The following is a 13,241-nucleotide window of genomic DNA, read 5'->3' on the forward strand; positions in this document are numbered from 1 at the left end:
ATCGCGTGGCCATTCCCGCGGGCGGACTCGCGGCCGCGGCGCGACAGTCACCGGACGCGTCCGGGCCGCGAGCCGCGCGCGCGATCCGTCCCCACTCGCCGTATCCACGCGGGCGCACGCCGCGCATGCGGCCACGCGCGGCTCGTCCCATCCCGCGGTGGGATGACCGGCCGTTGCTCCACAACTCCGCGACAACTCCCCGACGACGTCCGAACGCCGCGGGCCGGTCCTCGCGGGGTCCGGCGCCCCCTGGCGCGACCGGCGATCCGGCGTACCATGTGCGGGCGGCCACGGCCGTTCCCCTCCCCGCCCATGTCGCCCACGCCCCTCTCCCACGGCGATCTCGCCCGCCTCCAGACCGTCCTCGGCACCATGCTCGCGCCGCACGAGTACGGCGACGCGCAGGCGTGGGGAGATGCGCTGTGCGGCGAGCTGGCGGCGCTCATCCCCGACGGGATGGTGGGCCTGCTGCGCGCGACGCCGCAGGGGCCGTACACGCACACGCCGCTGCCGCTCGACGACCAGGTGCTCTACGTGCGGCACTTCGCGCGACTGGACCTGGCCTCCGCGCGGCAGGCCGAGCGCCGGCTGACCATCGCGCACCGCTGGTCGCTCACGGCGCCCGACGAGATGCGCGGCTCCGAGTTCCAGGAGGAGTGGCTGCGCCCGCGCCGGCTGGCCGACGCGTTCTGGCTCAACACGTACGACGGGCCGACCGCGCGCCACCGCGTCTTCCTGAACTTCGCCGCGGTGCAGGACGGCGCGGCGCGCGACCGCGTGCTGACGCTGCTGCGGCTGATGGAGCCCGCGTTCCAGGCGGGCACGATGGCGCTCGACCGGCTGGGGAGCGACGCCGTCGCGCTGCATCGCACGCTGGACGCGCTCGCGCACGCGGTGCAGGTGAGCGACGCGGCGGGCCGCGCGCTGCACCGCACCGCCGCGCTTTGCGCGCTGCTGGCCGAGGAGCCCGAGCGCGCGCGGCTGGAGGCGGCGCTGGCGGCGGCGGCGCACGACGTGAGCGCGCTGGTGGCGCCGCGCGCGGGCGGCGCGGCGGTGCTGGGCCACACGGCCGCGACGCGCACCGTGGACACCGCCCGCGCGCGCTACACGGTGCGCGGCACGCTGGCGCCGCACGCCACCGCGGGGCGGCTGGCGATCGTGCTCGACGTGACGCACGCGCCGCGCGGCGCCGCGCAGGCGACGCTGGACGACGACACGCTGCGCGCGCGCTACGGGCTCACCGCGCGCGAGGTGGCGGTGGCGCGCCTGCTGGCCGAGCGCCTGAGCGACGCGGAGATCGCGACGCGGCTGGGCACGAGCCCCAACACCGCGCGGACGCACGTCGAGCGCGTGCGCACGAAGCTGGGCGTCGCGAAGCGCGGCGAGGTGGGCGCGCGGCTGCGGGGCGGCTGACGCGCCCACCTCCTCACGATCCGTCGCGCGTCAGTCGCGCGTCAGTCGCGCTTCGCCAGCTGCACGAGCGCCACGCGGTACTCCTTCGCCGCCGCGTCGTACGCGATGCGGTACGCGCCGGGATACCAGCCGGGCACCGCGTGCCGCGCGGCGGTGCCGACGGGCCGCACCTCGTCGCGCACCGCGGGATCGGTGGCCGTGCGCTTCGCCATCAGGTAGGCGCGCGTCACCATCGGCTCCGCGAAGATGAACTGCCCGTCCCACGAGCCGTAGATGAACGTCGCCGTGAACGGGCGCACGCCCTGCGGGTTGCCGAGCATCCCCTGCAGCTCGGGCGAGCGGCGGTCCACCCAGTGCACGCCCATCAGCGGCACCGCGATCGCCGACGGCGCCGCGCCCGGCGGGCCGAGCACGAGGTTGTGCGCCGGACGGAGCTCGTCGGCCGGCAGGCGGTCGGCCTCGGCCGCGAACTGCGGGTTCGCGAGGACGATGCGGCGGTCGCGCTCCGCCTTGTCGATCGTGTAGAAGTGGAAGTCGAAGTGCGGCGTGTCGTAGACGCCGGGCGGCTCGTGCCCGCCGACGTTCCAGTTCAGGCTCGCCCACTTGAAGGGCGTGGGGTTGTTGGCGGTGGGGAAGACGAGCGCGAGCTCGTGGTCGGGGCCCTTGTGGCCGACGGCGTGCCCCATGCCCGTCGTGGGCAGCCCCTCCATCACGGCCTCGTCGAGCGCGACGCCGATCTCGAGCGGGACGTCGGCGCGCTGCGCGTCGACGACGACGTACGGCCGCACCTTCCCGCGGCCGAGGGGGAGCGACGCGCCGTAGTGGATGCGGGTCGGGGACGCGGCGGTCGCGTCGGGCGCGGCGTCGGCGGTGGCGATGACGGCGACGCCCGCGACGGCCGCCAGCGCGGCGGCGCGCAGCGTGGAGCGGGAGGGGCGGAAGCTGGTGGACATGGCGGTGGACCTCGGATCCCGGATGGCACGTGGTGGTGATGCGGCGGTGGGTGCGCGCTGGGGGGTGGTGCGCGCCGCCACGATCGGGATTCCGGGCTGGCCGTGCGTGGGTCGTTTTACCCCAGCACTGAGATTCCTTGCTCGGACGCCGAACGGGCGGGCCGGACCGAGGTCCGGGCCCGCCCGCGCGGCCGTGCGGTGGCGCCGGATCAGGGCGTGAAGGTCAGCCCGCCGGAGATCGCGACGTTGGCGGGATCGTCGGTCCGCGCGTCGCTGCCGTAGAGCATCGACAGCCCCTGCGACACGCCCGCGCTCATCGAGACCATGTAGCGGCCCGGTGCCAGCCGCGTGGGTGGCGAGACGAGGCCGCAGTAGCCTGCCGCGACCAGCGTGTGGGGGAAGTCCGCGAGGAGCACCAGCATCGAGCCGGACGCCTGCGAGCTGGCGCCCACGCAGTTCGTGGTCATCGCCATCGTCACCGGCGCGCCCGTGACCTCGAAGACGACGGCCGACCACGCGTCGGCCCCGTGGTACATGTAGAACGAGTGGTACAGCGACTTGCCCGCCTCGATGGACGCGTGGCTGGACATCGAGGCCGCCGCCGACCACGACAGGCCGCGGATCGCCATCGGCGAGGCCGCGCCGCCGACCGGCGAGTAGGCGACGCCGATGCTCGACCCGCTCGTGCTCCCCATCGTGAAGGTGGCGATCGGGTTGCCCATGAACCGGTCGGTCCCGTTCACCGTGATCGACGCGCTCGCGCGCCCGGTGATGCCGGCCAGCGTCGTCGGCGCACCCTCCGCGCGGTCGAGGACCTCCGCGGGCTTCTCGGGCCAGTCGCCCGACGAGCCGGCCGCGCCGGCGGCGCGCGCGGTCGCCTGGTACTGCTGCGTCACCACGCGCACCTCGGCGTTCGCGGTGTTCGCCTTCACCACGATGGTGCCCTTCGCCTGCGTGCCCGAGCTCGCGTGGCGCGCGTAGACGACGTACGTGCCGACCTGCGACGGCGCGGTGTAGTAGCCGTACGCGTTGACGTCGCCGTTCCCCGCCGCGGCGAACCAGGTGATCGCCGTGTCCGCGAGGCCGGCGCCGAGCACGCGCGCCTTCAGCGCCACCGTCTGCTGCGGCTCCACCGTGACCGTGTCGGGCGTCATCACGACGCGCGCGCACGGCGCGGCCCACGCCACGTCGCCGCCGAGCGCGACCTGCACCTCGCGGCTCGCGCTGCCGATCAGCTGGCCCGCGGCGTCGTACGCCTCCACCTCGGCGATGTACGGCGTCGGCGTGCCGCCGGCCGGCACCGTGTACGTGATCGCGGCGCGCCCGCCGGCGTGGACCCGGACGTCCTGCGCCAGCCCGTCGCTCGCGCGCCGCAGCTGCGACGTCACGGTGCGCACGCCGGGGAGCAGGAGGCACGCCTGCGCGTCGACGCGCACGTCGCCGGAGCTGACGAGCGCCGTCAGCCTCGAGGCCGGGACGTCGACGTCCTGGAAGAGCGGCGTCATGATCGCGAGATCGGCGCGCGTGAGGCGGCCGTCGCCGTCGAAGTCGCCGCGCGGGAAGACGTTCTCGTTGTCGCCGTCGCCGTTCGTGTTCCAGCGGTGGTTGCCGTTGACGTCCTTCTTGGGGTGCATCGCGGGCCCGTCGAGCGCGAGGCCGGCCGCCCCCTCGACCGCGAGCAGCCAGTCGCGCCAGCGGCGGAAGTCGCTCATGTCGATCGCGCCGTCGCCCGCGCCGCCGTCGCCGTCCGCGTCCTCGTCCAGGACCACCGCGCCGTCGCGCAGGCGCTCGTTGCCGTCGGCGGTGCCGTCGTCGACGTCCACCAGCAGCCGGCGCACGTGCGTCGCGGACACGCCGTGGCGCCCCTCGAGCGCGAGCGCCGCGCCGAACGCGTCGATGCGGGGCGCCGCGCCCGGCACCGGCACCGCGCTCGCGAGCAGCACGTCGAGCATCGGGTTGGCGTCCACCGACGCCCACGGGAGCTGCGGCGCCAGCGCGTACAGGTAGCCCACGAGCGCGGCGACCTGCGGCGCGGCGAACGACGTGCCCTTGTCGGCCATGACGCCCGCGTAGTCGGTCAGCACGCGGATGTCCTCACCCGGCGCGGAGAGCTGGCCGCCCATGTTGGAGAACGTCGCGCGCGCGAGCGCGCCGCCGGACAGGCGCGTGATCGCCTCGACGCTGATGATCGCCTTCACGCCCGCGGCGCGCGCCGCGTTGAACGGGCTGGTGTAGCGCGAGTCCACGCGCTGCGCGTCGCCGCGCGAGTCGTTGCCGGCGGAGGCGACGATCACCGGCAGGCGCCCGCCGCGGAACGCCTCGGTGCCGCGCAGCATCACCTTCGCGAACGCGCCGTGCAGGTCGGCGAGGTCGCGCGCGTCGGCGTTGGTGGTCGGGTCGATGCCCGCCTGCTTCCAGCCGTAGCCCATGCTGACGTTGACGACGCGCGTCTGCACGCCGGCCGCGCTGCGCAGCAGCGAGTCCAGCCCGGTCAGCAGCGCCTGGCCGACGCTGCGGCGGTAGTCGTACAGCGTGCCGGCGCTGTCGGGGGCCGAGAGGCGCACGAGGTTGAGGGTCGCGGCGGGATTCAGCCCGTCGATCCCGCGGTCGTTGTCGAACGTCGCCGCGATCATGCCGGCGACCTTGGTGCCGTGGCTCGTCATCGGGCCGGCCGTCTGCCCCACCGCCGGCAGGTCCTCGTGCTCCGTGAACTCGGCGTCGAGCACCGCGGTCACGGGCTTCGCGGCGCTCTTGCGCGCCGCGCCGTTCAGGTTCCACAGCTGCGGCACGCGCGACAGGATGTGGTGCCAGTGCGCGCCGACCGCCTCGCGCTGCCACTGCTCCGCCGGCGCCGCCGCCATCGGCACGTAGCTCACCACGTCGCCCTGCACGAGCGCGTCGGGCGCGGCGGCCGCGATGACGCCGGTCGCGGCGCGCAGCGTGGCCAGCGCCGCGGCGGCCGCGGCGTGCGTCGTGCCCGCGAGGCGCAGCACCAGCACGCCGCCCTGCGCGCCGCCCGGCGAGCCGCCGATCACGAGCCCGCCCACCTGCGCGACGAGCGCGTTCACCTGCGCCACCGTGGCGCCGGGCGTCACGGCCACGAGCAGCGTGTTGTGCGAGACGCCCACGCCCGGCAGCGTCGCGTGCGGCACCGCGTAGTCGCCCGCGCGTGGCCGGAAGGTGCGCTGCGGGATGGCCGACGCGGCCGGCGCGCCCGGCGCGCCCGGCAGCTCGTAGATGCCGTCGCGCGGCGGCGTCTCGAGACGGAAGCGCACGGGGAGCCGTCCACTCGCGTCGATCGCCGCGTAGCCCGCGGCCGCGAGCTGCTCGGCCGTCTCGCCGCTGGCGGGGATGCGGGCGTGCGCGCGGCCGAGCTCCGCGCCGTCGAGCAGCACGCGCACGCGCACCGCGGTGCGCGCGGCGAGCCCCGTCGCCGGCCAGTCGAGGCGGTACGCCTGCTGCGCCGGATCGACGACGAGCTGCACGCCGCCCATCATCGGGCCCGTGCCGTCGGACGGCGTGTAGCGCGCGAGGTATCCGCCGTCGCACTCGGCCGCGTCGCGCGAGGCCACGCGGCAGATCTCGACGACCGGCGCGCGCCCGCCGTCGAACGTGCCGTGGTACCCGCGCGCGGGGCCGAGCGGCGCGAGGAAGGCGAAGGACGTCGCGGCGGGCGCGGGCGCGACGAGCGCGTGCAGCGACTGCAGCGCGCCGGACGCGCGGTCGATCAGCGTCGGCTCGGCGGGCGAGCGGTCGCCGCACGCGGCGGCGAGGAGCGCGGCGCCGACGACGGCGGCGCGCGGGAAGGCGAGGGGGGATCGCATGGCGCTGTATGGGTGCAGGGTCGGAGCGCGCGCATCGCGCATCGGGCGCATGTCGCGTCGCGCAGGACCCTACGACCGCCGGTCGCGCGGCCCGTACGTCGTTTCTGCGTATCTTTTCGCCCTCGCACTCGCGCCCGGATCCGCGGTCCCGCACGCACGACGGGCGGGCCGGACCGAAGTCCGGACCCGCCCGCGTGGTGCCGTCCACGCCGCGTCCCCTCCCCCCGAGGTCGCGCGACGTGTGCGGCGTGCCGGCCGTGCGATCAGCTGCGCGGCGCGACGTATGACTGCAGGTGCTGCTGTATGCGGTTCAGCGCGCGCACGCGGCGCCGCGCGGTCACGGTGTACGGATCCTCCGTACGGGGCGGCGTCGTGTGCGCGGTCGTCACGGCGCTCGCATCCGCGAGCGCGGCGACCGTGAGGGCGAGCACGCGGCCTCGGTGGTCGCGAGGCGCGCGGGTGGACGGAGCGAGGACGGTGGGGCGCATGGGACGGCGGGTCGGGGACTCGGGTGTCGGCGTGCCGCACGTCGGCGCCGCCTGCCACCAGTCTCGCATCCCCGCCGCCGCCGCACGTGGGTCGAACGACCCGATTTTCTCGCGTGCTTCAGGCGCGCTGACCCCTCCGGCCTTTGGAGGGATGCGGATGCTTCGGATGAGAACGGATGCTTCGGATCGTTCCGCGTGGCGGCGAGGTCCCGCGCGCTCCATGGAGCGATCCGCCTGATCCGTTCCGATCCGCAGCATCCGGATCCTCTCCAATGACGAAGGGGATCGGGCGCGCCGGACCCGACGCTCTCAGGCCTTCATCCTTGCTGCCGTTGCCGTTCGGTTCCGGCGCGCGACCGTGCCGACCGCGACCAGGCCGAGGCCCATCAGCCCCATCGTCGCCGGCTCCGGCACGGTGCTCACGGGCGTCTGGGCCGCCAGCGCGTCCGCGCGGAAGAACCCGAGCCCGCCGCCCGACGGCGACACGTCGACGCGGATCGTGAGCGAGTGCGCGCCGGCTCCCAGCTCGAACGCGGCGTGGCTCATGATCGGGTTGTCGAAGCAGCCCTGCGCGCCGGTGCCGTTGCAGCCGCCGGGCACGCGCGCGACCGGCGGCGTGCTGCCGACGAGCACCCCGTTGTCGAAGAGCGAGAACGCGTCGCCCGGCGCGAGGCCGTCGGTGACGCTGACGCGCACGCCGGTGGCGCTGGTGAACTCCCACGGCGCGGCCGGCGTGGAGCCGATGCCGCTCTGCGCAAACGAGCCGACGCCGCCGAACGAGAACGTGTACCACTGGCCGAGGGTAATGGGCGCGGCGGCGGCGACGCGCGGCGCGGCCGCGACGGCGCCGAAGGCGAGCAGCGCGGCGACGGCGGCGCGCGCGGCGCGGAGCGAGAGGCTGTGCATGGTCGGGATCTCCGATCGAGTCGATGTATGTGGAAGGCGCGCGGCTCAGCGGAGCGCGCGGCGACGACGGGCGACGACGGCGGTGCCGAGCAGGCCGCCCGCGAGCAGCGCGACGGTCGCGGGCTCGGGCACGGTGCTCACCGGCGCGGCGCCGTTCGAGAACGTGGCGCGGAAGGCGAAGTTCGAGCTGGCCGGCATCGACCAGCGCATCGCGGCGTACGAGTCCACCGTGCCCGGGTACGCGGTGCTGAAGCGCGACGAGAGGCCGTCGCCCATCGTGGACGTCGTGCGGTACGCGACGCCGCCCAGCTGGTTGAAGCTCCCCGCGAGCGACGGGATGCCGAGGAACGCGATGTAGCGCTGGCCGGGGAGGATCGAGAGGCCGCCGTCGATCTCGAACACCGTCTCGACGGGCGACTGCGACGCGGTGCCGAGGCGCGCGGCGCTCTGCCAGAGGATCGGGCCGGAGATCATGTCGGTCGTGCCGTCGTACGCGGCGACGAACGCGTTGTACGACGTGAGCGCGAAGCTGCGCGAGTCGCCGAGGAAGAAGCTGAAGCGGTCGAGCTGCGTGTACTGCGGCGCGACGAACGTCTGCCCGACGAGCGTCGCCTGCGACGGGTTGAGCTGGCCGAAGCCGTTGGCGTTGACCCCGCCGAGGGGCGCGCCGGTGTCGATCTGCTGCGCGGACAGCGCGGTGGTGAACGCGGCGGTCGCGGCGACGGCGGTGATGGCGAGCGTGGCGGTCAGGCGTACGAACGACATGGGGGGTATCCTCGACGCGCGGGGGCGCGGTATGGGGTCGGTCCCGGGCGCGCGGCGCGGCTCGTGCCGCGCGGTCGCCCCTGGGGTGCGCTCACCCTACGGCGTCGGTTCCAGCCGGCCGTACGTAGTTCCTGCGTATTTTTTGACGGGGTGCGCGAACCCCGGGGCGCGCCGCGACGTATCTTCCGACCCTCCCGCCGCCGGCCCCTCAGGCCCGGCCCGTCGCCACATCCGGTTCGGTGGAGATCCGACGCATGGCCCACCTTCCCCGCGCGCTCGCCGCGGTCGCCTCGCTGGCGGCGCTCGCGCTCACGGCGGACGCCCTGTCCGCGCAGACGCCGGCCGCGCCGGCCGCCAACGCCCCAGCCTCTCCCAGCACGCGCGTGCAGTATCCCAGGACCAAGGCCGTCGACCACGTCGACGACTATCACGGCACCCGCATCGCCGATCCGTACCGCTGGCTCGAGGACCTCGACGGCGCCGACACCAAGTCGTGGATCGAGGCGCAGAACGGCCTCACCTTCGGCTACCTCAACGGGCTGCCGGGCCGCGACCTGATCAAGCAGCGGCTCACCGAGATGTGGAACTACCCGCGCGTCTCGCTGCCGTACCGCCAGGGCGGACGCCTCTGGTTCACGAAGAACACGGGGCTGCAGCGCCAGTCGCCGTACTACACGGCCACCGGCGCCGCCAAGGGCGCGGCCGAGCGCGCGACGCTGATCCTCGATCCCAACGAGATCTCGAAGGACGGCTCGACGTCGCTGTCGCTCTTCTCGCCGGATCCGACGGGCACCTACGTCGCGTACGGGCTCTCCGCCGGCGGCGCCGACTGGCGTACCGTGAAGGTGAAGCGCGTCGCCGACGGCAAGGACCTCGACGACACGGTCGACTGGCTGCGCTACTCGGGCGTCAGCTGGACCGAGGACGGCAAGGGCTTCTACTACACGCGCTATCCCGAGCCGCCCAAGGCCGCGGGGAAGACGCTCTCCAACGCGTCGCGCGACCCGAAGGTCTACTACCACGCGCTCGGCACGCCCCAGTCGAAGGACGTCGAGATCTTCAGCTTCGCCAAGGAGCCGACGTGGGGCGTGGGCGCGGGCGTGAGCGAGGACGGGCGCTGGCTGTTCGCGTACGTGAACCGCGGCACCGACCCGGAGAACCACCTCTACGTCGCGGACCTGAAGAACCCGAAGGCGCCGGACGTGAAGGCGGCGCTGAAGCCGATCGACACGACGCTGGAGGCGTCGTTCACGCCCATCGGCGTCGTCGGCACCACGGCGTACGTGCACACCAACCTCGGCGCGCCGAAGTACCGGCTGGTCGCGATCGACCTCACGAAGCCCGCGCGCGCGAGCTGGAAGACGATCATCCCCGAGACGGAGCACACGCTGGAAGGCGTGTCGCTCGTGGGCGGGAAGCTGTTCGCGCAGTACCTGGCCGACGTGAAGAGCCAGGTCAGCATCCACGACCTGTCGGGGAAGAAGACGGGCGACCTGCCGCTGCCGGGGATCGGCACGCTGGCGGGGCTCTCGGGGCGCGAGGACGAGCCGGAGCTCTTCTTCGGCTTCACGTCGTACCTCGTGCCGGGGAGCGTGTACCGCTACGACGTCAGCACCGGCGCGGTGGAGCAGTTCTTCAAGCCGAACGTGCCCTTCGACGCGTCGCGGTACGAGACGAAGCAGGTCTTCTTCCCGAGCAAGGACGGGACGCGGATCCCGATGTTCGTCACGCACCGGAAGGGCATCGCGCTCGACGGCACGAACCCGACGATGCTCTACGCGTACGGCGGCTTCAACGTCAACCAGGTGCCCGCGTTCTCGGCCTCGGTGGCGACGTGGCTGGAGCTGGGCGGCGTGTACGCGGTGCCGAACCTGCGCGGCGGCGGCGAGTACGGCGAGGCGTGGCACCAGGCCGGGAAGCTGGACAAGAAGCAGAACGTCTTCGACGACTTCATCGGCGCGGCGGAGTACCTGATCCGCGAGAAGTACACGTCGCCGCAGAAGCTGGCGATCCGCGGCGGCTCGAACGGCGGGCTGCTGGTGGGCGCGGTGATGACGCAGCGCCCCGATCTCTACGGCGTCGCACTGCCGGCGGTGGGCGTGATGGACATGCTGCGCTACCACAAGTTCAGCGCGGGCGTGTTCTGGGTGCCGGAGTACGGCTCGGCCGACGACCCGAAGCAGTTCGAGACGCTGAAGCAGTACTCGCCGCTGCACAACCTGAAGCCGGGCGCGTGCTATCCGGCGACGCTGACGACGACGGCCGACCACGACGACCGCGTGGTGCCGAGCCACTCGTTCAAGTGGGCGAGCGCGCTGCAGGCGGCGCAGGGGTGCGACAACCCGGTGCTGATCCGCATCGAGGCGCAGGGCTCGCACGGCTACCGGCCGCTGGACAAGGCGATCGCCGAGCAGGCGGACATCTGGGCGTTCGCGGCGAAGAACCTGGGGCTGGACGTAAAGTTCGAGCGGAAGAACGCGATGTGAGTCCGGGCTGCGGACTGCGGGCCGCGGATCCTCGCGCTGCGAACGGCATTGCAAGGATAGGATCGGACAAGATCTGATAACGACGGATGGCTCCGCGTGGTGGCGACGAACGTCGCGCCGCATGGAGCCATCCGTCGTTATCAGACGTCATCCGATCTTCATCCCTGCAAATTCAGTTCGCAGTTCGGGTCCGGCGCGAAGGAGCCGCTACACAGATCGTGGTCAGCCGTCGATACTGATGTTCATGTCGACGCCACCCCGTTTCCGTCTCATCCCCGCGCTGCTCCTGCTCGCCGCGCCCACGCTCGCCGCCGCGCAGGCGCCGCGCGATCCCGCGGTCCCCTACGCCTCGTGGGGCGAGGCGCAGCGCGAGGCCGCCGACGCGATCGCCGGCCGCAAGCTCGCCCGGCCCGCCGACGGCCGCTATCGCGTGGGCGACGCGGTGATCGTCGACGACGAGAACGGGAAAGTCTACCGCGCGCACGTCATCCTGGCCGAGGACACGCGCTACCGCGTGCGCTACGACGGCTTCGGCCCCGAGAACGTGCGCTACTACGACGCCGCGCGCATCCTCGGCTACCAGCCGGGCGTCGTCGCAGCTCCGGCATCCGCCCCACCGTCTCACGCTGCATCGGCTTCCGCCGTTCCGTCCTCCGCCGTTCCGTCCTCCGTGATCGGTCCTGGCAAGTGGGGCTGCACCGAGAGCTACTGGCGCGTCACGAAGGCCACCTACGACTTCGAGATGCGCGGCTCCTTCACGCTCGCCGCGAACGGGACGTACGACTATCCCGGCCAGGGTTCGCGCGGCCGCTGGCGCTGGGACGCCGCGACGTCGGCGGTGCGCTTCACCGGTGGCTTCTTCGACGGCGCGCGCGCCGTGCGCATCGAGGACTCGAACAGGATCCGCCTCGAGCTCCCGACCAACGATCCCCAGCGGCCGCGGAAGTGGAGCTGCGGCCCGGTCTGACGCGCGGCGCCGTCGCGGCGGCGCTGCTGCTGGCCGCGGCCTGCCGCCCGCACCCGACGACGACGCTGACGCTCGCCGTGTCGCCCCGTGAAGTCGTCGCCGGCGACACGGTGCGCATGACGCTCACCGTCGCCAACCCGCGCGACGACACGCTGCACCTCGCGTTCGAGCCGCCGTGCGCGGCGCGCTTCCTGGTGCGGCGCGTCGCCGACCGGCGCGCCGTGCACCCGATCCCCGATCCCTGCGCGCGGATCGCCGGCGACTCGGCCCGCGTGACGATCCCGCCGCGCGCCACGTGGCGCGCCGAGCACGCGTGGGTGGCGTTCAGCGAGGACTCGCTGCGCCCCCTGACGCCCGGCGCCTACGAGGTGCAGGCCTCGCTGCCGCAGCGCGTCGAGCGGCGCGGCGGCCGGTCGGGCTTCCAGCTGGCCGGATCGTCGCCCGTCGTGACGCTGACCGTCGCGCCGCGCCGCTAGGCAGTCCCTTCCTCCGTTCCTCGTGCGCCCACCGCTCGTGACGTTCCGACCGCTCGCCACCCTGCTGCTCGCCGCCGCGCCCCTCTCCGCGCTGCGCGCGCAGCCGCGCCCGCCCGCCGACCTCCACGGCGCGTGGCAGTGCATGCGCAGCGTCGCCACCGGCGACCCGTCGCAGCGCATGCTCACCTTCGACGTGCGGCCGGGCGGCGTGTGGATCGACCGCACCACGCGCCAGGCCATCACCGCTCGATACGCCTACGCGCGGGCGACCGGGACGCTCCGCCTGCAGTCGGCAGGCGGCGCCCTGCTGTACACGCTGCGCTGGACCCCGCCGGGCGACGGCGGCTCGGCCGAGCGCCTGGTCGAGCAGGTCGCCGAGCGCACGCGGGCGGGCGAGGTGTGCTACCGCGCGGGCAGTGCGACCACCGCAGCGGCGCCCGTCGCAGCAGCACCCGCGCCCGCGCCCGCCGCCGCCGGCCGGCCGGTGCCGCGCCCGGGCGGCGACCCGTTCAACAAGTTCGCCTACCCCGTGCACCTCGAGATCGCCGCCTCGACGGACGGGCTGCCGGCGGACGCGGTGTTCTCGTTCACCATCACGCCGGCCGGCGGCGCGCCGTTCGTCCTGCGCCGCACGACGCGCCAGCTCCTCACGTCGCCGGCGGCGAGCCATCGCGTCCCGCTCGACGAGACGGCCACGCTCCTGCTGCCGGGGCCCGGGCGGTACCGCGTGACGGCGAGCGTCGCCGCGGCGGGGCGCGAGACGCCGCTGCAGCTGGGGTACGACCGCGCGGCGAGCGTCGAGCTGACGTGGGGCCCCTCCGACACGTACCTCAACGGCGGACGCTCGCTGATGGTGCTGCAGCCGGAGTAGCCGCGCGGCGCGCTCGCCGCCGGCGCGGGGCTGCGCAACCGGCCGCGACGACGCATGTTCGATGGTCCGCGCCCCGCAGCCCGCAGTCCCGC

General features: G+C 74.2%; 10 protein-coding genes. 5 read left to right on the plus strand and 5 right to left on the minus strand.

Annotation, left to right across the window (positions count from 1 at the left end; genetic code table 11):
• Positions 1 to 312: 312 nt before the first annotated feature.
• Positions 313 to 1,413, plus strand: a complete 1,101-nt coding sequence (locus rosag_RS10705) for a helix-turn-helix transcriptional regulator (protein ID WP_284350111.1) — start codon at positions 313 to 315, stop codon at positions 1,411 to 1,413.
• 41 nt (positions 1,414 to 1,454) lie between these two features.
• Here rosag_RS10705 and rosag_RS10710 read toward each other — a convergent pair whose 3' ends face one another.
• The 5 genes from rosag_RS10710 to rosag_RS10730 all read right to left on the minus strand — a co-directional run bounded on the left by rosag_RS10710 (position 1,455) and on the right by rosag_RS10730 (position 8,349).
• Positions 1,455 to 2,366 carry a hypothetical protein gene (locus rosag_RS10710; RefSeq protein WP_284350112.1) on the minus strand — a complete coding sequence of 304 codons (912 nt, stop codon included), beginning with the start codon at positions 2,364 to 2,366 and terminating at the stop codon, positions 1,455 to 1,457.
• Between the two features lie 209 nt (positions 2,367 to 2,575).
• Complete coding sequence (locus rosag_RS10715) at positions 2,576 to 6,190, minus strand: S8 family serine peptidase (protein ID WP_284350113.1); 3,615 nt, start codon at positions 6,188 to 6,190, stop codon at positions 2,576 to 2,578.
• 263 nt (positions 6,191 to 6,453) lie between these two features.
• The gene (locus tag rosag_RS10720; RefSeq protein ID WP_284350114.1) at positions 6,454 to 6,621 is read right to left on the minus strand and encodes a hypothetical protein; all 168 of its coding nucleotides are present in this window, start codon (positions 6,619 to 6,621) and stop codon (positions 6,454 to 6,456) included.
• 366 nt (positions 6,622 to 6,987) lie between these two features.
• Entirely contained in the window at positions 6,988 to 7,584 is a 597-nt protein-coding gene (locus tag rosag_RS10725) for a PEP-CTERM sorting domain-containing protein (RefSeq protein WP_284350115.1), read from the minus strand.
• A 45-nt stretch (positions 7,585 to 7,629) separates the two neighbouring features.
• The gene (locus rosag_RS10730; RefSeq protein WP_284350116.1) at positions 7,630 to 8,349 is read right to left on the minus strand and encodes a PEP-CTERM sorting domain-containing protein; all 720 of its coding nucleotides are present in this window, start codon (positions 8,347 to 8,349) and stop codon (positions 7,630 to 7,632) included.
• Between the two features lie 254 nt (positions 8,350 to 8,603).
• Between rosag_RS10730 and rosag_RS10735 the strand changes: the two genes are divergently transcribed.
• The 4 genes from rosag_RS10735 to rosag_RS10750 all read left to right on the plus strand — a co-directional run bounded on the left by rosag_RS10735 (position 8,604) and on the right by rosag_RS10750 (position 13,149).
• On the plus strand, positions 8,604 to 10,835 hold the full coding sequence (locus tag rosag_RS10735; RefSeq protein WP_284350117.1) for a prolyl oligopeptidase family serine peptidase: 2,232 nt from the start codon (positions 8,604 to 8,606) through the stop codon (positions 10,833 to 10,835).
• 244 nt (positions 10,836 to 11,079) lie between these two features.
• Positions 11,080 to 11,802, plus strand: a complete 723-nt coding sequence (locus rosag_RS10740; protein WP_284350118.1) for a hypothetical protein — start codon at positions 11,080 to 11,082, stop codon at positions 11,800 to 11,802.
• On the plus strand, positions 11,781 to 12,278 hold the full coding sequence (locus rosag_RS10745; protein ID WP_284350119.1) for a hypothetical protein: 498 nt from the start codon (positions 11,781 to 11,783) through the stop codon (positions 12,276 to 12,278). Before rosag_RS10740 ends, rosag_RS10745 begins: the two co-directional genes overlap by 22 nt.
• 22 nt (positions 12,279 to 12,300) lie before the next feature.
• Positions 12,301 to 13,149 carry a hypothetical protein gene (locus rosag_RS10750; RefSeq protein WP_284350120.1) on the plus strand — a complete coding sequence of 283 codons (849 nt, stop codon included), beginning with the start codon at positions 12,301 to 12,303 and terminating at the stop codon, positions 13,147 to 13,149.
• Positions 13,150 to 13,241: the final 92 nt, after the last annotated feature.

It is taken from the genome of Roseisolibacter agri (genome assembly GCF_030159095.1).
Classification (GTDB): domain Bacteria; phylum Gemmatimonadota; class Gemmatimonadetes; order Gemmatimonadales; family Gemmatimonadaceae; genus Roseisolibacter; species Roseisolibacter agri.

Coding starts and splice junctions, on each gene's coding strand:
- rosag_RS10705 (WP_284350111.1), top strand. CDS start 313: ATGTCGCCCACGCCCCTCTCCCACGGCGATCTCGCCCGCCTCCAGACC.
- rosag_RS10710 (WP_284350112.1), bottom strand. CDS start 2,366: ATGTCCACCAGCTTCCGCCCCTCCCGCTCCACGCTGCGCGCCGCCGCG.
- rosag_RS10715 (WP_284350113.1), bottom strand. CDS start 6,190: ATGCGATCCCCCCTCGCCTTCCCGCGCGCCGCCGTCGTCGGCGCCGCG.
- rosag_RS10725 (WP_284350115.1), bottom strand. CDS start 7,584: ATGCACAGCCTCTCGCTCCGCGCCGCGCGCGCCGCCGTCGCCGCGCTG.
- rosag_RS10730 (WP_284350116.1), bottom strand. CDS start 8,349: ATGTCGTTCGTACGCCTGACCGCCACGCTCGCCATCACCGCCGTCGCC.
- rosag_RS10735 (WP_284350117.1), top strand. CDS start 8,604: ATGGCCCACCTTCCCCGCGCGCTCGCCGCGGTCGCCTCGCTGGCGGCG.
- rosag_RS10740 (WP_284350118.1), top strand. CDS start 11,080: ATGTCGACGCCACCCCGTTTCCGTCTCATCCCCGCGCTGCTCCTGCTC.